At 43.3% G+C, this 24,790-nt stretch carries 22 protein-coding genes; 6 read left to right on the forward strand and 16 right to left on the reverse strand.

The window, feature by feature from the left end:
* Positions 1 to 17: 17 nt before the first annotated feature.
* The gene (locus AC0T5Z_RS06850; protein WP_435337826.1) at positions 18 to 827 is read right to left on the reverse strand and encodes a formate/nitrite transporter family protein; all 810 of its coding nucleotides are present in this window, start codon (positions 825 to 827) and stop codon (positions 18 to 20) included.
* Positions 828 to 1,111: 284 nt separating this feature from the next.
* Between AC0T5Z_RS06850 and cynS the strand changes: the two genes are divergently transcribed.
* Positions 1,112 to 1,561, forward strand: a complete 450-nt coding sequence (cynS, locus tag AC0T5Z_RS06855) for a cyanase (RefSeq protein ID WP_076878497.1) — start codon at positions 1,112 to 1,114, stop codon at positions 1,559 to 1,561.
* 81 nt (positions 1,562 to 1,642) lie between these two features.
* Positions 1,643 to 2,848 (forward strand): IS256 family transposase, encoded by a 1,206-nt coding sequence (locus AC0T5Z_RS06860; protein WP_160127165.1) that lies wholly within the window; start codon positions 1,643 to 1,645, stop codon positions 2,846 to 2,848.
* A gap of 314 nt (positions 2,849 to 3,162) precedes the next feature.
* Here AC0T5Z_RS06860 and AC0T5Z_RS06865 read toward each other — a convergent pair whose 3' ends face one another.
* From AC0T5Z_RS06865 to nirB, 13 genes are all read right to left on the reverse strand, one after another.
* A complete protein-coding gene (locus tag AC0T5Z_RS06865) occupies positions 3,163 to 4,512 on the reverse strand; it encodes an MFS transporter (protein ID WP_148335040.1) in 1,350 nt (449 codons plus the stop codon).
* Between the two features lie 330 nt (positions 4,513 to 4,842).
* Complete coding sequence (locus AC0T5Z_RS06870) at positions 4,843 to 5,484, reverse strand: ATP-binding cassette domain-containing protein (protein WP_005096928.1); 642 nt, start codon at positions 5,482 to 5,484, stop codon at positions 4,843 to 4,845.
* A gap of 1 nt (position 5,485) precedes the next feature.
* Positions 5,486 to 6,169: a molybdate ABC transporter permease subunit gene (gene modB / locus AC0T5Z_RS06875; protein WP_435337642.1), complete on the reverse strand. Its 684-nt coding sequence runs from the start codon at positions 6,167 to 6,169 to the stop codon at positions 5,486 to 5,488.
* 6 nt (positions 6,170 to 6,175) lie between these two features.
* Positions 6,176 to 6,940, reverse strand: coding sequence for a molybdate ABC transporter substrate-binding protein (modA, locus tag AC0T5Z_RS06880; RefSeq protein WP_291333632.1), 765 nt, complete (start codon positions 6,938 to 6,940; stop codon positions 6,176 to 6,178).
* Positions 6,941 to 6,987: 47 nt separating this feature from the next.
* On the reverse strand, positions 6,988 to 8,229 hold the full coding sequence (locus AC0T5Z_RS06885) for a molybdopterin molybdotransferase MoeA (RefSeq protein ID WP_435337639.1): 1,242 nt from the start codon (positions 8,227 to 8,229) through the stop codon (positions 6,988 to 6,990).
* Positions 8,226 to 9,149, reverse strand: a complete 924-nt coding sequence (gene moaCB, locus AC0T5Z_RS06890) for a bifunctional molybdenum cofactor biosynthesis protein MoaC/MoaB (RefSeq protein WP_216986047.1) — start codon at positions 9,147 to 9,149, stop codon at positions 8,226 to 8,228. Before moaCB ends, AC0T5Z_RS06885 begins: the two co-directional genes overlap by 4 nt.
* A 70-nt stretch (positions 9,150 to 9,219) precedes the next feature.
* Complete coding sequence (locus AC0T5Z_RS06895; protein ID WP_435337638.1) at positions 9,220 to 9,762, reverse strand: molybdenum cofactor biosynthesis protein MoaE; 543 nt, start codon at positions 9,760 to 9,762, stop codon at positions 9,220 to 9,222.
* A gap of 1 nt (position 9,763) precedes the next feature.
* On the reverse strand, positions 9,764 to 10,030 hold the full coding sequence (locus AC0T5Z_RS06900) for a MoaD/ThiS family protein (RefSeq protein ID WP_180086995.1): 267 nt from the start codon (positions 10,028 to 10,030) through the stop codon (positions 9,764 to 9,766).
* 2 nt (positions 10,031 to 10,032) lie between these two features.
* Positions 10,033 to 11,058, reverse strand: a complete 1,026-nt coding sequence (moaA, locus tag AC0T5Z_RS06905) for a GTP 3',8-cyclase MoaA (RefSeq protein ID WP_435337641.1) — start codon at positions 11,056 to 11,058, stop codon at positions 10,033 to 10,035.
* Between the two features lie 230 nt (positions 11,059 to 11,288).
* Positions 11,289 to 11,915 carry a molybdenum cofactor guanylyltransferase gene (gene mobA / locus AC0T5Z_RS06910; protein ID WP_435337637.1) on the reverse strand — a complete coding sequence of 209 codons (627 nt, stop codon included), beginning with the start codon at positions 11,913 to 11,915 and terminating at the stop codon, positions 11,289 to 11,291.
* Positions 11,912 to 14,689 carry a molybdopterin-dependent oxidoreductase gene (locus tag AC0T5Z_RS06915; protein WP_435337636.1) on the reverse strand — a complete coding sequence of 926 codons (2,778 nt, stop codon included), beginning with the start codon at positions 14,687 to 14,689 and terminating at the stop codon, positions 11,912 to 11,914. Before AC0T5Z_RS06915 ends, mobA begins: the two co-directional genes overlap by 4 nt.
* Before the next feature lie 180 nt (positions 14,690 to 14,869).
* On the reverse strand, positions 14,870 to 16,480 hold the full coding sequence (nirD, locus tag AC0T5Z_RS06920) for a nitrite reductase small subunit NirD (protein WP_435337635.1): 1,611 nt from the start codon (positions 16,478 to 16,480) through the stop codon (positions 14,870 to 14,872).
* Between the two features lie 24 nt (positions 16,481 to 16,504).
* On the reverse strand, positions 16,505 to 19,051 hold the full coding sequence (gene nirB, locus AC0T5Z_RS06925) for a nitrite reductase large subunit NirB (protein ID WP_291333591.1): 2,547 nt from the start codon (positions 19,049 to 19,051) through the stop codon (positions 16,505 to 16,507).
* Between the two features lie 503 nt (positions 19,052 to 19,554).
* Here nirB and AC0T5Z_RS06930 point away from each other — a divergent pair.
* The 3 genes from AC0T5Z_RS06930 (at position 19,555) to AC0T5Z_RS06940 (ending at position 21,912) form a co-directional block, all read left to right on the forward strand.
* A complete protein-coding gene (locus AC0T5Z_RS06930; protein WP_070154220.1) occupies positions 19,555 to 20,133 on the forward strand; it encodes an ANTAR domain-containing response regulator in 579 nt (192 codons plus the stop codon).
* 10 nt (positions 20,134 to 20,143) lie between these two features.
* Positions 20,144 to 21,148 carry a CmpA/NrtA family ABC transporter substrate-binding protein gene (locus AC0T5Z_RS06935; protein WP_435337640.1) on the forward strand — a complete coding sequence of 335 codons (1,005 nt, stop codon included), beginning with the start codon at positions 20,144 to 20,146 and terminating at the stop codon, positions 21,146 to 21,148.
* Positions 21,149 to 21,249: 101 nt separating this feature from the next.
* Positions 21,250 to 21,912, forward strand: a complete 663-nt coding sequence (locus AC0T5Z_RS06940) for an IS1595 family transposase (protein WP_473786247.1) — start codon at positions 21,250 to 21,252, stop codon at positions 21,910 to 21,912.
* A 162-nt stretch (positions 21,913 to 22,074) separates the two neighbouring features.
* On the opposite strand, the gene AC0T5Z_RS06945 is transcribed toward AC0T5Z_RS06940, so the two are convergent.
* Positions 22,075 to 22,239 carry a hypothetical protein gene (locus tag AC0T5Z_RS06945; RefSeq protein ID WP_435337844.1) on the reverse strand — a complete coding sequence of 55 codons (165 nt, stop codon included), beginning with the start codon at positions 22,237 to 22,239 and terminating at the stop codon, positions 22,075 to 22,077.
* 294 nt (positions 22,240 to 22,533) lie between these two features.
* A complete protein-coding gene (locus tag AC0T5Z_RS06950; protein ID WP_435337843.1) occupies positions 22,534 to 23,721 on the reverse strand; it encodes a phosphotransferase enzyme family protein in 1,188 nt (395 codons plus the stop codon).
* Positions 23,722 to 24,119: 398 nt separating this feature from the next.
* Between AC0T5Z_RS06950 and AC0T5Z_RS06955 the strand changes: the two genes are divergently transcribed.
* Positions 24,120 to 24,782 (forward strand): IS1595 family transposase, encoded by a 663-nt coding sequence (locus tag AC0T5Z_RS06955; RefSeq protein WP_473786247.1) that lies wholly within the window; start codon positions 24,120 to 24,122, stop codon positions 24,780 to 24,782.
* Positions 24,783 to 24,790 lie beyond the last annotated feature (8 nt).

Below are 24,790 nucleotides of genomic sequence, written 5' to 3' on the forward strand. Positions count from 1 at the left end.
TTATAAAATGATGAATGTTAAAATTCTTTTTTAACACCAGTACGGACATGGGTGGTATAAAGTGCCAGACCTGTTAATGCCAAACCACCCACCAGATTACCTAAAGCAACCGGCAGTTCATTCCATAGGAAGTAGTCAGCAATCGAGAAGTCACCGCCCATCATCATGGCAAATGGGAACAGGAACATGTTCACGACAGAGTGCTCAAAGCCCATGGCAAAGAACAGCATAATTGGCATCCACATGGCAATAAATTTGCCACTCACCGTAGTAGACATCATCGCGCCAATGACACCTAATGACACCATCCAGTTACACAGCATGCCACGGATAAAAATAGTCATCCAGCCGGCGAATCCGTATTCGGCATAACCTAATGTCCGCTCCTCGCCAATATGCGCAATTTTTACGCCGACAGGGTTTGGATCCGCTGCAAAACCCATGGTATAAACCGCTGCCATGAGCACCGCAACGACTAAACAGCCTGTAAAGTTCCCTACAAACACCAAGCCCCAGTTTTTTAGAATACGTCCCCATGTCACCCCTGGGCGTTTATCTAGCCATGCCAGCGGCGTAAGTACAAACACCCCAGTTAATAGGTCATAGCCCAATAAATACAACATACAAAAACCAACTGGAAACAGGAGCGCACCAATCAATGGTGATCCTGTTTGCACGGCTATGGTAATGGCAAATACCGCTGCCAAGGCCAGAATGGCCCCTGCCATAAAGGCACGAATTAAAACATCACGCGTTGCCATATGAAGTTTTGCCTCACCGGCATCGACCACTTTTTTTGCAAACTCTGCAGGAGCAAGATATGCCATGTTGTCGTCCTCTTTTTCAATATACAGACCTGTTTTTCAAAAAAAAGACGCCTAAGATCAATGAAGACCTTAGGCGCCGTTGCCTTAAATGCTTGAACAGTTAATGGTGAATGGCGTCATTGCCATATATCTCAAAGTACAAGCAAAATCTATGCCATAAAAAATTATTAATCTTTTAATTATTCACTGTCTTATTGAGCATAAATTTTAAAATGATAATTGGCATGATATCTGCATCATCTACTCCGCATAACAATTTGTTTAAGAATCATTTGGAGAGGATTATGATTACCCATCGTCAACAAGTAACTGACATGATCATTTCAGCGAAAGTTTTAAAATCAATTAAATGGTCAGATGTCGCCAAAGAAATAGAACTTTCTAAAGAATGGGTAACCGCCGCATGTTTAGGTCAGATGGCTTTTAATAAAGAGCAGGCAGAAAAAATCGGTGAAATATTTGGATTGACTGATGAAGCCATCGCCTGGTTGCAAATCGTACCCTATAAAGGTTCTCTGCCAACTAGCGTGCCGACAGATCCGCTGATTTATCGCTGGTATGAGGTGGTCAGCGTCTATGGTATGACCATTAAAGAACTCATCCATGAAGAATTCGGAGATGGGATTATGAGTGCAATTGATTTCAGTATGGATATTCAACGTGAGAATAATCCAAACGGAGATCGGGTGAATGTCGTTTTATCCGGAAAGTTTTTACCTTATAAAACTTATTAATCCCCCACTATAAGCATAAAAGGGTAGTGTTCAAAAAACTGTGTCATTTCCTTAAACTGTTAAAAACAGGAATGATGCATTATGGCAACTACATTTGATTTTGAAACAGCCTTAAAACAACTCCAGTCAGGACAAGCACTGACTGGAGAAAATGGCATACTCACCCCTTTAATTAAACAACTGACCGAAGCTGCTCTTGAAGCAGAAATCGAGAATTACATTGAAGCGAATCCGAAACAAGGTAATCGCCGCAATGGCTATACTCGCAAGACAGTAAAATCTACATCAGGTTCATTTGAGCTTGAAACCCCTAGAGATCGAAATGGTGAATTTGAGCCACAGTTAGTTAAAAAGAACCAGACCAAATTATCAGAAGAAATTGACAATAAAATCATATCACTCTATGCACTTGGTATGAGCTATCGTGATATTCAAAAGCATGTTGCTGATATGTATGGATTGGAGATTTCAGATGGTGCTATCACCAATATTACAGATAAGCTCCTCCCTCAGTTACAAGCATGGAAACAACGCCCACTCGATACAATTTATCCCTTTGTTTGGTTAGATGCCATACATTACAAAGTGAAGGATAAAGGTGTTTATGTGAGTAAAGCGATCTATACCATTTTAGCTTTAAATGTTGAAGGTAAGAAGGAACTACTCGGCTTGTATTTATCGGAAAGCGAAGGGGCGAACCATTGGCTTAGTGTACTGACAGACCTACAAAATCGTGGTGTTCAGGATATTCTGATTGCCTGTGTAGATGGACTAAAAGGTTTCCCCGAAGCCATAGCAGCGATTTACCCTCAAACAGAAATACAACTGTGTATCGTTCATCAAATTCGTAATTCTTTACGCTATGTTGCCAGTAAAGATCAGAAGGCATTTATGGCTGATTTAAAGCCAATTTACCGTGCTGATACCAAAGGGGCGGCAGAAGTAGCACTGGATGAGCTAGAAGAAAAATGGGGCGAAAAATATGGTGTGGTCATTCAGTCATGGCGTACCAAATGGCATCTACTATCCGCCTATTTCAAATACCCTAAAGCGATTAGGAAGCCGATTTACACCACCAATGCCGTTGAAGCCGTACATCGTCAATTCCGCAAACTAACCAAAACCAAAGGAGCTTTCCCCAATGAGGATAGTCTGATGAAATTACTGTATATTGGTATTCAACAGGCATCAGAAAAATGGACAATGCCTATTCAGGAATGGGGACAAACGATTACTCAATTATCCATTTACTTTGAAGGTCGATTAGATGATATAATTAAAATCTAGTCAAATTTACTGACACAGAATTTTGAACGCCCTCCATAAAAGCCATTATTAAAATGGCTTTTATTTTATATGCACTTATTAAATTTATTTAGAATGATTATTAAAAGACATATAATTTTTTTCATCTCAAATTAAACATATAAACTATAAATGCTTTTTATTTTTATTAGATGAATTCAACCGTCCTGTTCTTTTTAAATAATACTTTTCTATTCTGAATATTGGGTTCATTATTTTATTATTGAGTTAGCAAAAACAACAAAAAGGATAGCAATATCCTTTTTGTTGATTCATTTTAAATCAGGAATGTAGTGTTATTGCTGTGCTTCTGCCAGATGGCGTTCAGTCACGGCCTGTTCATATAAACGCTGTTCTTTTTCTTTATGCTCGACAGAGAAGCGGATCATCAACACACAACTTGCAGCAATCACCACCAAGCCACCCAGTACCATCAGGGTGGTTTGAATATCCAGCATGCCTTTTAACAGGAAACCTGCAGCTACCGCGCCGACATTGCCACCTGCTCCAATAATACCGGCCACACCACCCAAGGCATCACGGTCGATAAAAGGCACCAGTGCATAGGTTGCACCACATGCCATATGAGTAAACAAGGCAAATATAGTCATCGCCATAATAGCCAAGGTCGCGCTATTCATTTGCGAAAACAGAATAAGAAACAGACCTTCCAGCATGATCAAGGCAAACAGAACTTTGGTTCGACCATCCAGACCTTTTTGAATCGCGACTTTGTCTGAAACAATACCTCCCAAGGCACGGGCAAACAATGCCAGTAAACCAAAAATCCCGGCAGCCATGCCTGCTTCTTTTAGGCCAAACTGGAAGTTGTCGACAAAGTACAAGGCAATAATATTATGGATAAAAATTTCAATACCAAAACAGGCAGCATAAGCCCCAAATAGAATCCAGACACGGTAGTTACGTGCGGCATGCATCAAGATGGCAAGGCCGCCTTTTTTATCGCTACCGACAGAAATACCTTGCGCACGAAGTTCTTTAAAATTGCCTTGTGGACAGTCTTGGGTGAATTTCCAGTACAGTACACCGACAATTATCATCAGAATGCCCGGCACCAGAAGCGCAATTCTCCATCCCATCGCCTGTTCTACACCGAACATGACCAAAGCAGCCAGCATTAAAGGCATCAGGGCTTGGGTCGCACCGCCACCGGCATTCCCCCAACCTGCTGTAGTCGCATTTGCCGTTCCCACCACATTCGGCGCAAACATGATACTGGTATGATATTGGGTGATGACAAAACTGGCACCAATTGCGCCAATCAATAAACGGAAAAACAAGAAAGATTCATAACTGTTGGCCGACGCCACACCAAACACCGGAATACTGCCAATAATCAATAAAGCGGTATAGGTTTTACGCGGACCGTATTTATCACACAGCGGCCCCACGATCAGACGCACCAGAATTGTAATGGCGACTGCGGCAATATTGATATTGGCGATCTGCTCTTTGGTCAGGCTGAATTCACCGGCAATCACTGGCATTAACGGTGCACAGGCAAACCACGCAAAGAAACAGACAAAAAAAGCGAGCCAACTCATATGGAAGGCCCGCATCGCTGAACTACTGAAGTTAAATAGACTTATTTTTGTTGCTTTATTGAGACTTGTATTTGAAGACATAGCCATTTCCTTACCAGAACTGAACGTATTTAAGTCACTGTGATGCACAAGGCATATCAGTAACGATCAGAACGGACGTCATTGGCCGTCATACAAATGTAGAGTCTTCTTTGACTTTAATTAGATATATGCATAGGTCATGCCAGATTATTTTTAACATAAAATAAACTATTCTTTTATATAAAATAATTTTTATTTCACTTTCAAATTTAGACTTTTCTTTCTTAAAAATAGAGAGAAAAATAGATATCTTCTGAGAAATTATGAGCAAAACAGCGATAGGATGACCTGCCCGGAGTCATTGCTGGTTTAAATCGGTGCAGGGCTGGATCAAATAATTTTTCCCTTTTCAAAATGCAGCAGTTGTGCCTGTAAATACGCCACTTCATCTACATGATGGGTTACATAAATCATGGGTAAATCTGTTTGATGAATCACAATTTTCAGAAAAGGTAAAATCTGGTTTTTCAGCTTTTGATCCAGTCCATTTAAAGGCTCATCCAAAAGTAATAGGTCGGGAGAAGATAAAAGTGCACGACCGATAGAAACGCGCTGTGCCTGTCCACCAGAAAGCTGATGCGCCCGATGCCGAAGTAGTGGCTTTAATTCGAGTAACTCCACAATGTCTTCAAACGTAAATTTCTGCTGACCTTTATTTTTTATATTTAGCTGTTCTGCATATTTCAAATTCTGCATGACATTCAGATGCGGAAACAGTAGGGCTTGCTGAAAAATCAGGGCAATTTTTCTTTGATGAACAGGAATATTCAGTTTCTGCTGATGATCAAATAATATTTTTTGCTGAAAATGAATAAAGCCTTGTGATGGTTTTAATAGCCCTGCAATATTTTTTAAAAAGGTGCTTTTCCCACTTCCTGAGGCTCCCACAATACCAATCAATTGTGTCTGCATATCCAGACTGGCCTGTAGCTGGAAATTTGCGTAATTAAACTGAAAATCACACTTCAGCATCTTAGCCCTCCAATTTACGTTGATACTTCTGCATGATCCAGTAATTTGCAATCAAGGCTGAAAAAGCCAGAATCAAAGATAAAATGACCAAACGCATAGCCATACTTTCTCCATCAGGCTGTTGTAACAGGCTATAAATGGCGATGGGAATGGTACGGGTTTCTTCTGGAATATTGCCAACAAAGGTAATCGTGGCACCAAATTCTCCCAGACTGCGGCTGAAACATAAAATGCTGCCGATTAAAATTCCAGGCAAAGCCAGAGGCAGGCTAATGCTACAGAATACCCGCCATGGTGTGGCGCCCAAAGATCCTGCCACCTGTTCTAACTGCCGGTTGATCATTTGAAAAGACAAACGAATCGGTTGTACCATTAAAGGAAATGCCACAATGATTGCTGCCAGTACCGCACCTTTCCAGTTAAATATCAGCTGAATTCCCCATGCATGCAGATATTGCCCCAGCATACCCTGATGACCAAATAGCAGGAGCAGAAGATAGCCCAGTACTACCGGCGGTAGCACCATAGGCATCTGCAATATTGCCTCTACGAGAAATTTGGCCCTGAATTCATAACGTGCCAGCAACCATGCCACGGTAATGGCAAATGGCAGGCACACTGCTGTGGCAAAGCCCGCCACTTTGGCTGAAAGCATCAAGGCATTCAATTCTTCTGGTGTAAGCATCATTAGTTATGGAACCTTGAGCTTAAAACCATATTTCTGGAAAATCTGCCTGGCCCTTGGACTCGTCTGGATAAATTCAGAAAATTGGATTGCTGCCTGATTTTTCTGGCCTTTCCGGGTTAAAGCAATCGGATACACAATCGGACGATGTGTACTGGCTGGAAATACTCCCGAAATTCTGACTTTTTTACTCATCAAGGCATCGGTTCTATAGACAATGCCGACCTGACATTCGCCACGTTCTACAAATGCGAGAGTTGAACGAACGCTATCCGTACCGACAATTCTGCCTCGAAGCTGATTCAACCAGCCCAGCCCGGTTAAGCTTTGTTTGGCATATTTTCCAGCAGGCACCGATTCCATTTGTCCGGTACATAAATAACCTTGAAAGGCTTTAGCAAAATTAAAGTCAGCTGACATTTTAAAATGATTTTTTTGCTGAATAGAACTAATCAATACGAGTTCATTCAAAAGCATAGGTCGAATCTGACCGATCTGAATTTTTTGTTTCTTGATCAGATCATTCATCCAGTCCAGGTCTGCAGAGAAAAATAGATCACTGCTGGCTCCCGCCGCAATTTGTTTCGCCAATACCGAAGACGCAGCAAAAACCGGAACGATCTGGATGTCCCGATGCTGTTGCTCATATAGTCTGGAAATATCAGTAATCGCATTGGTCAGGCTGGCTGCGGCATATATTTTAACTGTTTCGGCATACAGCATGGGGCTAGTCAACAGCACGCCAGTGAGTAGAACTTTGAATAAATCCATCTTTCTCATTCTATGTGATTCGAATATTGAAAATTGCGACAGGCATTTCAAATCAGCAAACCCTGTACCACTTGCCCAGCCTGGATTTCTGTTCCTGCCGGAATACGGACCAGACAGTTGGCCTGCATCAGATTAATCAACATATGCGACTGTTGTTTTGCCAGGCTCTTGAGCTTTAAAGTGCCCTGATCAAATTCGGCAGCCATTCTTAAAAAGCGTTCACGTGCATCCGCTTTCAAGTCATGCGTCATTACCGCACTAAGCCATGCAGGTGACTGCTTTTGCCCTTGTAAGGCATTCAGTAAAGTTGCCGTATAGATTTGCATCCCGACATACACGGCAGCCGGATTTCCCGGTAGACCCAAGAGATAACAGTAACCTTGATCATCTCGACGATACTTGGCAAATAACATCGGTTTTCCGGGCTTCTGCTTCACTTTCCAGAAAATCTGCTCAAAACCCTGCTCCAGGGCAACAGGGCGAATGAAATCATAATCACCCACCGAAACCCCGCCTGTGGTCAAGATGACATCGTATTGGTGTTTGAGTCGGTTCAGTAATAATTGCAGTTCGGGCTCACAATCGGGCACATGCAGAATATCTACGTTTTGACCCTGTGACTGAAACCAGGCCTGAATCAGTGGAGCATTGGCGTCAAAGATTTTTCCGGAATTCAGGTCTTCAATGCTGGAAGCGACTTCATCTCCAGTAATCACAATAGCGATTTTAGGATAACGATAGACTAAAGCCTGCTTCACACCTGCCATACTTAAAGCTGCAATTGCACCTACATGCAGTTTTTGTCCTACATCTGCCAGACGTTGTCCTTGTGCGATTTCCTCGCCTGCATCACGTATATCCGTATGAGGTTTTAGGTCTGTTGTGATAATGATTTGATTGGCATGGTATTCGACAATTTCCTGACGGGCGACCGTTGTAGTTCCTGCTGGAATCCTGGCACCGGTAAAAATCCGGACTGCCTGAGCTGGTCGTAGTTCAATTTCAGTGCTTTGCCCTGCCCGAATTTCTCCAATGAGTTCAAAAGTGCTGTGAGTCCTAAGATTTTCTGGACTGCAAAGCGCATAGCCATCTACAGCACTTTGTGAAAACAGCGGCAATGGAATGGCCGAATCAATCGCTTCTGCCAGATAGCGATTCAGAGCCTGAGCAAGCGGCAGGCTTTCAGTTACCAGGATATGCGTCTGCTCAAGTATCATCTGCAGTGCCTGATCAACAGAAATCAGTCCCGGTTCAGCACCGCAGGCTGAATGTGATAGTGCCTGATTCATTGATAACCTCCCGCATGTGGAATGTTTTTTTGCACATCAAATAAGTGCACCAACGCTGGAAGCACCGCGATCAGGGATTCTTTCGCCCCCTGCCGACTTCCCGGCAAGGTCATCACCAGACTGTTCTCAATATAGCCCGCCACGCCACGACTTAATGCCGCATAAGGGGTACGTTTTTGCCCAAAACTACGTGAAGCTTCCATCAAGCCGGGAATTTCCCGTTGCAGCAAAGGTTGCAGGGTTTCAACCGTTAGGTCTTTAGGACCTAAGCCAGTACCGCCCACAGTTAGAATCAGCGGATACTGATTTTTCTGCTGTTCAATCAGGGTCAAGAGCTGTTCTGGGCTATCGGGAATAACCTGATAACTAATAGAATCAAAATTGGCTTCTTTTAAAATTTCCATTACGTTTTGTCCGGCAGTGTCCGGCTTTTTGCCTGCTGCAACCGTATCGGACAGCACAATAACCGAAGCGGACAGACTCTCTTTAAGTATGCGGGTAAAATGTGATTTTCCGCCTTTTTTCTGCTGCAACCTGCATTGATCCAGCGACAAATCTTCCGGTTCACAATGCGGCTTCAGCATGTCATACAAGGTCAGACCTGCCAGACTGACCGCTGTCAAAGCTTCCATTTCCACACCAGTTGGTCCAATGGTTTCAACAGTAGCAATAATTTCGACATGTGCATCACACAGTTCATATTCCACATCGGCACGATAAATCGGTAATGGATGGCACAATGGAATCAGCTCATCGGTCCGTTTGGCACCTAGAATGCCGGCAATGCGTGCTGTTTTCAGGGCATCCCCTTTTTCAGTATTGCCATTACGTAGCAGCTCAATGCAATGTGGCGGTGCATGCAGGATTCCAGTGGCAATTGCTGTACGGTAACTTTCTGCTTTCATCCCTACATTTTTCATGATTCATCCCAGGCTAATTTTTAAAATCTGTTTTAAAGTGATTCATCTTATGCATCCTCATTGGACGCATTTAATTAGATGGTGATTGGCAAGCGTGTTCTGCTACATGGTGATGGTGACAATGTGCTTCTTCTGCATGATGAGAGTGATTAGTTTCAGGTCCATGATCTTTTCGAATACAACAGCCTTCCACATACTGGCTGCTACCATCCAGATAAAACTCTTCTTTCCAGACCGGAACCTCATGCTTCACCCGTTCCACAGCTTCCTCACAGGCAGCGAAGGCCTCACGACGATGGGCCGCATAAGCCATAGCAATAATGGCTGTTTCCCCAACCTCCAGCTCACCAATACGGTGCACTACCCGCACATAAGACACCTGGTATTTGATCTGGATCTGCTGTTCAATTTCACGAATCATTTTTTCAGCCACAGGCGCATAGGCGGTATATTTCAGGGCACGCACAGCTTTCCCCTGATGATGGTTACGTACTGTTCCGACAAAGATGCCGATTCCACCACATTCCGGAAAATGCTGAATATCATCAAAATCCTCCATCCTGAAAGCAGTCTGCTGGATTCGGGCAAATTGTTTTAATGGTTTGAGTTGCATTTCAGCCTCCTGCTACCGGCGATAACAGCACCAGCGTACTGTCCCGATTTAAAACGTTCTGTCTGGAAATGATGTCTTCACCGATTGCACAGGCGCAACGTTCCAGCATGGGCTGTATATCAGGATAAATGGATAGCAACTGGTTCAGGACTGCAGAAACCTGAATTTCAGACTCGCATTGCAAACTCAAATCTGCGGGGATTTGTCGTTCAATCGCACCGAAGGCTTCTATTCTGATATGAATTAATTTTTGCTGAGTGAGTGACATATTTATCCTCCAATGCTGTGCATGCTGATTTTTCGGATCGGCTTTTGTATTGGTGATTGCTGGATCGCATGGAAACCGGCTTCTTTATGCCAGATATAAGCGTGGAGCTTGTGCTGAAATGTCTGTGTGGCGAAATGATCCAGCGCCAGTTGTTCGATATCTGCCTTAAGGTTCAGGCCTTGTCTGGCAAATAAACAGTTATAAAATTCACCTTGGGCATTGAGGCGCAGACGGTCACAATCACTGCAAAATGAATGGGTAATGGTGGAAATAATCCCCAAAGGCTGCCCATTGACCAAATAGCCACGGGCTGTATTGGCGCCTTGTCCTTGAGATACCTGGACATCAAATTCAGTTTTCAGTTGATCCAGGATATCCTGCTCACTGATGACATCAGACGGATTCCATTTCTGATCGCCATCGAGGGGCATAAACTCAATAAAACGCAGTTCTATAGCCTGATGCTGTGCCCATTTCACCAAAGGAATAATCTGATTGTCATTGATGCCTTTGATGAGCACACTATTGATCTTGACGGTCAAACCTGCCTGCTGTGCGGCAGAAATACCTTGAAGTACAGGCTGTAACTGTTTTTGGGTCAGTTGCTGAAACTGCTTTGGATCAAGACTATCCAGACTGATATTCAGATCATCGAGTCCTGCGCGTTTAAGCGGTTGAGCATAATCTGCTAAATAATGGCCATTACTGGTCATGGAAATACGTTTCAGGCCAATAGCTTTCAGCGTCTGTAAGCGGGCAATAAAATGAACAATACCTTGACGCATCAACGGTTCGCCCCCCGTCACCCGGATCTGCTCAATCCCGTGTCGCACCATAAACTCGCAAAAAGCATACAGGGCTTCAAAACTGAGCAAATCTTTTTTATTCATCCATTGCGGATGTTCAGGCATGCAATAGCTGCATTTGAAATTACAGCGGTCAGTCACCGAGATCCGCAACTTACGTTTCTGGCGTCCAAACTGATCCTGAAAGATACTGCGAGGTGCTAAAGCTGTTATGCTATTCATTGCTGCGGTCCATGATGAGATCTGCACGGTTATTTAACAGTCTTGATTTACTGCGCTATTTCTTCACAATGAATCAGCAATAAACGTTCCAACTTTGCACAAATTTATTTTTAATGAATGTTAATGGATGATATTTGTTGTTTTTTAGCCCGAAAGTTTTCTCGAAAAATAAAAAAAGCAATATTTTGGTGAGCCAGAATACGGTAATTCGGCTTTTCACATTTTAAATGCTAGAGAAAGTTAAGTTGCTGATGCTGCTGTAGCTCATCAAATGAATTAATACTGTGAAAAAACAGGGCACGATTTTTAAAACTTGCCAGCTGCATATGCATGTCAGCAAAACAGAGTTTTAAACTGTGCTGATCATTTTCGAGATGTTGGATAAGAGTAGGTAAACTACTGCGTTTCATCAGACAAAATGGAAACAATGCCTTTTCATTGATTTCAACCACCGCTACTTCACATAAAGGATGTCGTTGCAGGGCCTGATGTAAACGTGAAATGACCTTTGTTGGAATATAGGTCACATCACAAGGCACAAACAACACATAATCAGATTGCACATGTAACCAGGCACTCTTCATGCCCATTAATGGTCCCTGAAAGCCGGGTTCATCGTCCTGATAAAAGTCGATCGAAGGAATCATCCGTTTATAAATGGAATGATCCCGATGGCTATTGACCCAAACTTTGCTTGCCCGGGACTTCAGTTGCTGATGGATTTTAATCAGCTGGATTTCATCATCAAATTTGTGCAGCAATTTATTGATGCCATTCATGCGTCGCGCTAAACCTCCGGCCAGAATCACCACGTCGGTTTCCGGATAAGACACCGTCTTCATCACTCTTCTTTTCATTCTATGCACTCCGTCTGGCAGGCCTTAATCAGGCCTCTAATTTCTGGCAAACACGAACCGCAATTTCCTCCGGCTTTTAGACATGCAGTCACCTGTTTTTCATGCGTGATATTTTTATCTTTAATGGTTTGAATAATTCGGTTCTTGCCGACCTTAAAACAGCTACAGACCAATGCTCCTTCACTATTTCCCATCGACATGGCCTGACCTGCCAGCAATGCTTTACGATGCAATGCACTCAGACGTTCACGTCTAAACAGGCCAGCCACCCAGTCACGATCTGGCAATAATGCCGCCGGTGCGATATAAAAACTGGCAATTAACTGGCCATCCTGAAGCACCACACTATGACTGATATGCGCCGTTTGATCTTCGAGATTCAGCCATTCAAAGCTTTCATCATTAAAGTCTAAGAGACTCTTGATCTGCCCGGTGATGTCAGAAAAACGGCGTCGGTCTGCCAATTCATAACGGATGGCCTGAGTGGTTTGAATTTTGCTCCACCACACCGTATTTTTAATCATGGTCTGGATCTGTTGTTCAAAGCCTTCCCGTACATACAGCACGCCCTGCCACTGGGTATAAAATGGCTGGATCATCACTGGAGTATGCTTAAATTCTGGCTCGCCAGAAATCGGGTCAACCACCGGATTTACCACTTTTCCAATCCGCGCATCGGACGCAAACTGGTCGTTCCAGTGAATCGGTGCAAAAATCTGGCCACGTCGCATATTTTGTGAAAATTGCACACGGAGTACACAACTTCCCCAAGCGGATTTCACCTCGACCAGCTCGCCATCTTTCAGACCATATTTCAGCCCGTCTTGCGGATGCAACTCACAATAAGGCTCGGCACGATGCTGGGATAAACTGGCAGATAATCCGGTACGGCTCATGGTGTGCCATTGATCGCGGATCCGTCCGGTATTTAGGATCAGCGGATATTCAGTAGAAATAGCATGTACCGGATCGGCTGCAACTGTTGGCACCAATCTGGCTTTGCCATCTGCATGGCTAAACTGGCCTTGACTAAATAGTTGACCAACCTGATGAACTTCTTGCTTATCCCAGACTGGCCACTGGATCGGTGCCAGATTATGATATTCTGCAAAACTGAGATGAGTTAAACCTTGCAGGTTGAAATAGCGGAAATTTGGCGTATCTGCGCGTTGCGAAAGTGAACCATTCTGATAGGCAGATAAACGGGCATGTTCCAGAAAAATGTCATGGCTATTGTTAAAGTCAAAACCGCGAAAACCTAAGACCTGAGCCACCCGGGAAATGGCCCACCAGTCTGCTTTGGCTTCACCCGGAGCCGGCAAAAAGGCCTTTTGCCGTGAAATACGGCGCTCCGAATTGGTGACTGTGCCATCTTTTTCGCCCCAACCCAGTGCCGGTAACAGTACATCGGCATATTGCGTGGTATCAGTGTCGAGACAAATATCGGAAACCACTACAAATTCACACTTTTCCAGAGCGCGTTTAACCTGATCTGCATTGGGCAAACTCACGATCGGATTGGTGGCCATAATCCAGATGGCCTTGATTTTTCCGCTTTCCACCGCTTGAAATAAATCTACTGCTTTTAATCCGGGCTGCCGCGCGATGACCGGGCTTTGCCAGAAGTCCTGCACCAGTTGCTGATGCTGCGGGTTCTCCAAATCCAGATGACTGGCCAGCATATTGGCCAGCCCCCCGACTTCCCGTCCGCCCATCGCATTCGGCTGTCCGGTCATGGAAAAAGGTGCCGAACCGGGTTTGCCTATTTTTCCTGTCAATAAATGACAGTTGATAATGCTATTGGCTTTGTCTACTCCTTGAGAGGATTGGTTTACGCCCATGGAAAACAGGCTCATGATTTTTTCGTTCTGGGCAAATTTCTGAAAAAATAAGGTTAATTTTTCAATAGCAATACCGGTACGTTTTGCCACGCTTTCAAGCGATGACTCTGTCGAGCTACTGGCAAGCGCCTGCTCCAGACCTTGAGTATGGTGTGTAACAAAATCCAGATCGGCATGACCATTTTGCTGAAGATATTGCAACAAGCCATTAAACAGCGCGACATCCTGACCGGGTAAAATGGGTAAGTGTAAGTCTGCCGCTTCACAGGTTGCGGTAAAGCGTGGATCAATCACTACCACAAATAAATCCCGCTCTTCTTTGGCTTTCATGATGCGCTGATAAAGCACCGGATGGCACCAGGCGGTATTGGATCCGACCAGAACCACCATTTCTGTCTGCTCAAAATCTGTATAGCTGGCCGGTACCAGATCTTCGCCAAAAGCCCGTTTATGCGCTGCCACAGCAGATGACATGCACAGTCTTGAATTGGTATCAATATTGGCAGTACCGAGATAGCCTTTTACAAACTTGTTCACCACATAATAGTCTTCAGTCAAAAGCTGGCCGGAGACATAAAAGGCGATGCTGTCGCGCCCATACTGATCAATACATTGCTGAAATTTATTGGCAATACTTGAAATGGTATGATCCCAAGTACTTATTTGCCGCTGTTCATTTCGACCTGTCATCGGATGTAGAAGCCGGGTTTTTAAGCCAAGTGTATCGGCAAGATGACTGCCTTTAATACACAACTTGCCCAAGTTCGCAGGATGCTGAACATCGCCTTCAATCTGAACCTTTTCACCCATCGAGGTTTGGCTTACGTGCGCGATGACACCACAGCCTACTCCACAATAAGGACAGGTTGTCTGAGTGGTTTTTATTTGGGATTCAGTAGAGCTATGTAGTTCCATAACCGGAATACTATTCATTGCTGCTGTGCTCCTTAATCATCCAAATTCACTTGTTTCACCAAAACGCTGATATCTAGCTTTTACAGGTTTGATTTAAATTTTTTCTATGTCTCAAAAGCTTTAATCCTCACCAACCCTCCTTTAATAAAGGAGAGAGGTTCCCCTCTTGTTTAAAGAGGGGTTGGGAGATTGATCCGATTACCCTGCCTTTTTTAATGCAAAATCCCGACCAAAAAGCAGTTTGCTGCGGATATTACTAATCGGTGTCTGATCTGCAATCAGTTCTGCATACCAAGCTCCATCTTCGGTATCGCCAAATAGCACCGCACCAATGACCTTGTCCTGCTGGATAATGATCCGTTTATAGATTTGACGTTTTTCATCATTCAGCACGATATCTTCAAAATCATCCTGAGGTTCAAAATTTCCGGCCGAGAAGACATCACATCCACTGACCTTGAGTTGGGTCGGAACAGTCGGTGCCTTAAAGGTCAGTCGGCCATGTTCAGCCAGATGCGTCGCACAGATAAAGGCTTGTCCCCATAAGGGTTCAACCAATCCAAAAGTCTGACCACGATGCTCAATACATTCACCCACTGCATAAATACTCGGGTCATAGGTTTGCATGGTGTCATTCACCAGTACTCCACGATTGCAGCGCAAGCCAGCCTGTTCAGCCAGAGTTTTATTTGGTCGAATCCCGACGGCAAAAACTACCAAATCAGCATCCAGCACTGTCCCGTCTTTTAAACGCAGTTGAGTCACGTGGCCGTCTATACCGAGCAGCTCTTCGGTGTTGGCTTCAGTGATGATTCGGATGCCTTTATCTTCAATTGATTTTTTCAGCATTTGACTGGCTTTCATATCCAGTTGACGATCCATAATACGGTCCATCAGATGCAGCACAGTTACATTCATCCCCTGCTGCTTCAGTCCATAAGCTGCTTCTAGACCCAGCAACCCACCTCCAATCACGACGGCATTTTGCTTGGTTTTGCAGTAATCCAGCATGTGGTTAACATCCTGAATATCCCGGAAGCTAATCACGCCTTCAAGTTCAGCACCTGAAATTGGTGGTATAAAGGGTTTGGAACCAGTAGCGAGGATCAGACGATCATAAGCAACGATTTCACCTTTTTCGGTATGAACCTGCTTACGTGAACGGTCGATAGAGCTGGCAGCATCTTCAGCGATGAATCGAATGCCTTTTTCGGCATACCAGTCGGCTGAATGCAGCATAATTTCTGCAAAGCTTTTCTCACCAGACAATACCGGTGACAACATGATCCGGTTGTAATTGCCCCATGGCTCTTCCCCAATCACGGTAATGTCATAACGATCTGGCGCCATATCCAGCAAGTCTTCCAGACAGCGCATGCCCGCCAGCCCATTTCCGACCAGTACCAGTTTTAAACGCTCTGTGTTCTGACCATTACTGGAAATATAGGTCTTTTGTGGAGTCGGACTCACCAGAACTTTGCCATTTTCAATTCGGGTTGGAAATACCAGTAATTTCTGGTCTTGCTCTTCCAGACAACGGCCGGTCACCAGACTGAAATGCTGCTTATAAATTGGGGATGCGACTACACGCTCACCTTGCAGATCACCCAGAATGCCACGTGCCATGACATTGGCCAGACTAAATGGATCTTGATTGCTGAGTGCATACACCCGCTGTTCCTGACCCACGCGAAAAATTGCAATCTGCTGATCTTCAATCAGGGCTGCCACACCGGTATTCGGAGTGATCTCATCCAGATTGCAGACTTCGTACCAGTTCAGTTCGTTCATGTCTTTTAAAATTGTCATTTTCATTCTCCCTGACTGTGGTATTTAGGCTTCAACCACTGGAATACGGTTTAAATCACGTTCAGCTTCTGTCTTTGGACGAATCTGGCCACGTACAGGTGCAAACTGAATATGCGGGTCATTCTGCTCGGCTGCTTTGGCATTAATAAAAGTCTTAAAGCGTTTGCGTACTTCAGGATCTTCAATCGCGGTGCGCCATTCATCCTGATAAGTGCCAATCACATGCTGCATACGGTTTTCCAGTTCAGCAGCAATGCCTAGTGAATCATGCACAATGACATCTTTCAGATAGTCCAGACCGCCTTCCATATTGTCACGCCATACGCTGGTGCGCTGCAGACGGTCCGCCGTCTGGATATAGAACATAAAGAAGCGGTCGATATATTTGATTAGGGTGGAAGTATCCAGATCCGAAGCGAGCAGTTCAGCATGGCGCGGTTTCATGCCGCCATTGCCGCATACATATAGATTCCAGCCTTTTTCGGTGGCAATGACACCGACATCCTTGCTCTGTGCTTCTGCACATTCACGGGTACAGCCGGATACTGCCATTTTGGTTTTATGTGGTGAACGCAGGCCTTTATAACGATTCTCCAGGAAAATCGCCAAGCCGACAGAATCATCGACTCCGAAACGGCACCAGGTACTACCCACACAAGATTTCACCGTACGTAAGGATTTGCCGTAGGCATGTCCGGACTCGAAACCAGCATTGATCAGTTTTTCCCAGATTTCAGGCAGCTGATGTACCTGTGCACCAAACATGTCAATTCGTTGTCCGCCCGTAATTTTGGTATATAGACCATAATCTTTGGCGATCTGACCGATGGTAATCAGGCCATCCGGAGTAATCTCGCCGCCTGCCACACGTGGCACAATCGAATAAGAACCATCTTTCTGGATATTGCCGAGGTAGTAGTCGTTGCTATCCTGCAAACCGGCATGACTTGGTTTCAGAACAAAATCATTCCAGCAGGATGCCAGAATATTGGCTACAGTCGGTTTGCAAATATCACAACCCATGCCGTGCCCATGTTGCTGAATCAGGTCAGAGAATGTCTTGATTTCATGCACGCGTACCAGGTGATACAGTTCCTGACGTGAATAGGCAAAGTGTTCGCACAGGTGATTGTTCACCGTGACACCCTGACGCTGTAATTCAGATTTGAGAACCTGCGTTACCAGTGGTGCACAGCCACCGCACGCCGTTGCAGCCTGTGTGCATTTTTTCAGTGCACCCAATGAAGTTGCACCACCATCAATGGCTGAACAGATATCCGCTTTGGAAACGTTATTACATGAACAGATGGTCGCACTGTCAGGCAATAAATCGACACCACTGCCACCCGATTTGGAAGTTGACTGATCAAAGCCCGGCATGATCAGGCTTTCCGGTTGCTCCGGTACAGCCAGACCATTCAGCATCATTTGTAAAAGATCGCTATATTCTTTGGCACAGCCCACCAGCACCGCACCGAGTAGCTTGGTCTTATCTGCTGACACCACGATTTTTTTATAAACCTGCGCGGCTTCATCAGCATAGAAATAGCTCAAAGCACCTGGGGACATGGCATGTGCATCACCAATAGAAGCAACATCCACGCCCATCAGTTTGAGCTTGGTACTCATGTCCGCACCAGCGAATGCATGACTTTCTTGGCCTAGGACATGTTTTGCCGCGATCCGCGCCATGTCATAGCCTGGTGCAACCAGACCATAAATTTTATTGTCCCAAAGTGCACATTCACCAATGGCATAAATGTCCGGATGTGAGGTCTGGCAATAATCATTAATGATAATGCCGCCACGCTCACCAATCAGTAAACCACTTTGGCGCGCCAGTTCATCACGCGGACGAATGCCGGCCGAGAACAGGATGATATCGGTTTCAAGCACCGAACCATCTCCGAACTTCATTACATGCTGAGCGCTGTCACCATCTTCAATACTCGAGGTGGCCTTTTGAGTATGTACCTTGACACCCAGGTCTTCAATTTTAGAGCGCAGTATCTGGCCGCCCAGATCATCAATCTGCACCGCCATCAGACGCGGAGCAAATTCTACGACATGGGTTTCCAGATTCAGATCTCGCAGGGCTTTCGCTGCTTCCAGCCCTAGCAAGCCGCCGCCAATCACTACGCCAGTTTTGGCATTCAGACTGGCTGCGCGAATGGCATCAAGATCTTCAATGGTACGATAAACAAAGCAATTCTGACGGTCATTGCCCGGGATTGGTGGCACAAAGGCATAAGAACCGGTAGCGAGAATCAACTTGTCAAAACTCAGCACATCACCCTGGCTGGTGGTGACGGTTTTATGGAGCTGATCAATTTCAACCGCTTTAGTATTAAGTCGCAAATCAATGCCATAAGCATCGGCAAAATCACTACGACACAGACTCAGATCCTTGACCGACTTGCCGCTGAAATATTCGGTCAAATGTACCCGGTCATAAGCTAAATGTGGCTCTTCTGCCAAAATGGTCAGCTGAATGTCATCACCGGCCTGTTCCAGTACAGATTCGATGAATTTATGCCCCACCATGCCATGCCCAATCATGAGAATTTTCATATCTGCACTCCAACTATTGTTTTTTTAAAGATGATAAAAAGCCACATATCACGTCTAGGCATTGATATGTCTGCTGATTGAATATGTTGTAAATACCGCGACCCAGCACTTTGTAATGCTGGAGGAAGGGTTGAAACGCTTGTGCGTTTTGTATTGCTGAACAACTGACCATGTCATTTATCCTGTGCTGAACGAAATACCAATCACATTTTTTGAAAATGCAATTACGATCAGAACGGACATCGTTGGCCGTTGTTAGTATTGAAAGTCATCTTTGACGATTTAATAAATGCAGAAACCGTGCCAACTTTTTTAATAGAAAAATGCCTTGTTTCAGGCAGATGATCTACCTAAACGCTTCATTTTGATCAGCCATCAGCTGAAATCCCTAAAGCTGTGCACTAAATTGAACAGAAAAACGAAATTTTATGCACCAATTTAATGGCATGTTTTTTGCTTTAATCCTGCTTGAATATTCCTTAGGCCTTACTTGAAAATATTCCATGTCCAAATTACGAATTGCTCTTATTGATGATGATCTGGAGCGTGCCCAATTCATCCAGGAATCCCTGCTTTTACATGATTTTCAGGTGGTGGCCTGCTTAATCCTGAATGACCTGAATATGGTACATGTCAAAGGCATTCATGCAGATGTGATCCTGTTGAATATGGATCATCCGCATCGGGATATTATTGAAAGTTGTGTCAGCCAATATGAACTCCCGACCGTGCTGTTTACCCAGAACTCCAATAAAGACACCATCAAGAGTGCGATTGATGCCGGAATCACGGCCTATATTGTCGATGGTATTGATCCCACCAAACTAGAAAGCATTCTGGAAATTTCAATTGAACAGTTTCGCAAGCATAAAAAGCTGCTGAATGATTTAAAAGAAACCCAGGACAAGCTGATTGATCGTAAAGATATTGATAAAGCCAAAGCACTGCTCATCCAGCTACATGCCTTAACGGAAGAACAAGCCTTTGCTTTATTGCGTAAAAATGCCATGAGTCACCGGATTACCATTGGTGAAATGGCCAGACGCTTACTGGATGCACAGAAGCTGTTATTGGGCCAATAAGGAAAAGCATATGTCCACATTAGAAAAAACTGAACTCAATATTGGCTATATTCCTTTGCTTGATTGTGTGGCCATTCTCTGGGCCGAAAAACAGGGTTATTTTGCCGAACAGGGATTAACCATCAACTTAATCCGGGAGGCCTCCTGGTCCAGTTTAAGAGACCGTCTGGCCTATGGCTTTCTGGACGCTGCGCATTGTTTGTCCGCCATGCTACCTGCTGCTGCTCTGGGTACAGACCAGTTACAGGTGGCTTTGCAAACCCCGTTGGTACTGAGCATGAATCAGGCTTTTATCAGCCTGCGTCAAGATCTGTGTCATGAATTGGGAATTGATGCAGAAGATGATGAAAAAAGCAGTTCTCAAAAACTGGTGCAGGCCTTGCAACAACAGCAGAAAATGAATCTGGCCTATGTCTATAAGCACTCAATTCATCATTATTGTATAAAAGAATGGTTAGCCCTGACAGATGTCAATATTGCCCACAAGATTCAGCTCATGACCTCACCACCAGCTTCGATGGTAAAAGGAATCTCGGAACAAGTCTTTGATGGCTTTTGTGTGGGAGAACCCTGGAATATTCAGGCCAAGCTTGAAGGCTATAGTTTAATTGTCGCTGCAAGCCAGAATGTCATTCCTAAAGTTGCCGACAAGGTTCTGGCCATGACTCAGGAATGGGCAGAACAGCATCCATTTACCGTAGAGGCAGTGGTCAAGGCTGTACAAAAAGCGCAGGATGATTTAAAGCAGCGCAGCGATTTATCAGACGTATGGAACATGCTGGTGGATTATCAGATTATTCAGTTTGAATGTTCCGCCCAGCGGCATGTCTATGACTTTTACAAAATCAAGAATATTATCCGGAATTTTGTTGGAGAAAGTGCCAAACCGAAAGTCGATGATTTTATCTGGCTTCTGCAGCAGATGGATAAATGGGAAAATATTGAAATGACCGCAGCCAAAAAAAAACAGATTGCGCAATCCTGTATTTATCAGCAAGAAGTGACCGTTGTTTAAAATATTATCTATTCTCATAAAAAAAGACCCAGAAAAATTTTGGGTCTTTTAGATTTAACGTTGGCTCTAGACTAGCAGAATAGATATGTTAGTCTAGAATCATGATAGAAAACAGTAAATTAAGTCACTATAAGATTAAAAAAATTATTCAGTGCTTTTGCATTGATATTCCTGCTTCTAAAACAGCCTTATTGCTTAACTTGAACCGTAATACCATCAACTATTGGTACATGCTTTTTAGAGAAGCAATCTACGATCATCAAACAGATTTAAGAGCAAAGTTTGTAGGTTCTATTGAAGTTGATGAGAGCTATTTTGGAGCAAAAAGACAACGTGGTTTTCATGGGAAATTGAAGCGAGGTCGAGGTACTTTAAAACAACCTGTATTTGGAATATTTGAAAGGAATGGTCGAGTTTATACAGAAATAGTCCCTGATTGTAAAAAGACTACATTACAACAAGTTATCTTAGGTAAAGTTGCACTTGAAAGTGTAATTTATAGTGATGGTTGGCGTGGATACAATGGTTTGGTAGATGTTGGTTACTCAAAGCATTTTAGAGTAAATCATGGAGCGAATGAATTTGCCAGAGGACAATGTCATATAAATGGAATAGAATCATTCTGGAGCTTTTGTAAAAGAAGGCTAGCAAAGTTCAACGGTATATCAAAAGAGTATTTTGATTATCATCTTAAAGAAACAGAATGGCGTTGGATGAGGGAGTCTAATGAGCTAGCAACAGAGTTGTGGGACCTCATTAGGTAAAACTAAGTGCAAATCTGCTAGTCTAGAGCCTAACGTTTTATTTAGCTGAATGCCTGTTGTAAACCCAGTAAGGTTCAGTTAGCATTAACACGTAGGTTGTCAGTGAATTGATGTTGTGTAATAGCCCCCAATTAAAACGGACACTTCTCAATTAAGACCTAGTCAATTGTGGTTGAACTGTGTAATCGCTTGAGATGAAGAATGACGTTCATCCTGCTTTTCAGCAGTTATAGTGATGATTGGCAGTTGAAATATTTCTAAATGTACTCCTGTTCCAGCAGCAGAGCTATGCTGTACATTCAAACCATAAATTAAATTGATCGACAATCGCATCTGCAGTAATAACAGAAATAGAGGCAGGCGCTTTTTGTAAACAATCTGTACGCAAACCCTCAGTCTTTACTGTAAAACTAAAATACGGCGTGGTTTCATTGGCTGTGATGACAATCGTATCAAATTATTGAATACCATTTTCTGCATCAACCCAAGGTTCTCAACACAGCGCTGACAGAATGAAGATTTTTAAAGGCGCAGTGAATATATTCTGTTTGAATTTACAATTGTACATACAAAATCTTGCATTAAAAAAGTGGTGATGCTTGAGGCATTTAGTTGTACAGATTATGACAATTCGCGTTGAAGTAATCGAGTAAAAGTCTGGGTAAATTTCTGTCCTTGCTCTGTAAAAAACCAATTTACATGTCCAACAATCCAATCATAATAAGCAGCATCGGCATGTTTCAGGTTTTGGGTAATCCCGACAAAATATTCAAGTTCTGAAAATGCGAAATCCAAATGCACAATTTTTAGCAGTTCTGGCAGAATACTAAAGTCTTGTTGTGAGTGTATTTCTGCACAATACGCTTGTAAAAACGCGCTTAAACCCGCTTCATCAATACTAATTTGTGACGTATGTTCTAAAGCCAGCCAATCTATAAAGTTACGCTCAATCGTTATCGCAAGGTCATACAGCGCTGAATTTCGATCCGATAAGCCAAAATCAATCACCGCTGTAATATTGGCATCGGCACTTTGCGTAGACCAAAACAAATTGGAAGCATGCAAATCATTATGCGTCCAAATTTTAGTCGCCTGCTGCAATACATGCTTAATTTTACGATGCGTCTGGAATATGCGCTCTAAAAAAACAGCATCTAAGTTTTTATCGGCAAAATAACGATTCAATTCAGGGCTATTATCAATACGTTGCTGAATAGCCGTTACAATATTTTCACTTTCTAAAAGCTGCTGATTCGAGACCAAATAACGAGTCGATCTGCCGTGTAACTCAGGAAAATCCTGCATGGCGGTATGCAGTTTCGCAAGTAAACTACCCACTTTAGCGGCATGTTCCGTATAGAAAAAAGGCGTCCACGATTGCTGATCGATATATAGATCAAAGCCAGCTGCTTTTTCATAAACCTCATAAGTCCAATCACCCAGTTCTAAAGCGGTTTGTCCGCAATTAGAGCTAATTAATGTCGCAACAGGAATGTTTTTACTGGCTAAATGTTGTAAAACAGCATGCTCTTGTAAAATATCTTGGGCACGACGAAATGAACGATGGCTACGCTTAATAAAATAGGGGTAAAGATTTGTTTGGCCTGTACTGGCTAAAGCCTGCATGACTTCAACCAACACTGCCGAAGAAAATGGGCGTGGACTACACCACAGAATCTGAACACTCCCTTGCAAACATGGATAATAAGGTTGCAGGTGGTGTAATTCTGGAACTGTAATATGAACCCAATCTTTATTTTCCCAGTCATTGCCCATGCCATGACCTAAATTAGGTGTGATTGTGGTCATTTTCAATATTCCTTAACCTAATCAGCATTGTGTAAATCTAATCAGCATTGTGTAGTCATATATTCCCCGTCATCCATCTCCAACAATTATTTTTAGATGGATGCAGAGCTATTTAATTAACGGTCTTAGCTTGTCGCAAATGTAAATTCACTTTATCTACAATCTGATCTAAACCCTAAACCAGTGTAATAAGCAGCCTCACTCACAAAAGACACAATATTTTGTGTGACTTGAGGCAAATTATAATCTGCATACCATGATAATGAGTTCACTTGTATTTCACGTTTAGCTTGTAAAATCACGAATCTTTTTGCAACCAAGCCTGCAAATTTTCACCTATATAGGCATCATAAAAAATAGGCTCTAGACTAGCAGAATAGATATGTTAGTCTAGAATCATGATAGAAAACAGTAAATTAAGTCACTATAAGATTAAAAAAATTATTCAGTGCTTTTGCATTGATATTCCTGCTTCTAAAACAGCCTTATTGCTTAACTTGAACCGTAATACCATCAACTATTGGTACATGCTTTTTAGAGAAGCAATCTACGATCATCAAACAGATTTAAGAGCAAAGTTTGTAGGTTCTATTGAAGTTGATGAGAGCTATTTTGGAGCAAAAAGACAACGTGGTTTTCATGGGAAATTGAAGCGAGGTCGAGGTACTTTAAAACAACCTGTATTTGGAATATTTGAAAGGAATGGTCGAGTTTATACAGAAATAGTCCCTGATTGTAAAAAGACTACATTACAACAAGTTATCTTAGGTAAAGTTGCACTTGAAAGTGTAATTTATAGTGATGGTTGGCGTGGATACAATGGTTTGGTAGATGTTGGTTACTCAAAGCATTTTAGAGTAAATCATGGAGCGAATGAATTTGCCAGAGGACAATGTCATATAAATGGAATAGAATCATTCTGGAGCTTTTGTAAAAGAAGGCTAGCAAAGTTCAACGGTATATCAAAAGAGTATTTTGATTATCATCTTAAAGAAACAGAATGGCGTTGGATGAGGGAGTCTAATGAGCTAGCAACAGAGTTGTGGGACCTCATTAGGTAAAACTAAGT

Source organism: Acinetobacter pengchengensis (assembly GCF_982235305.1).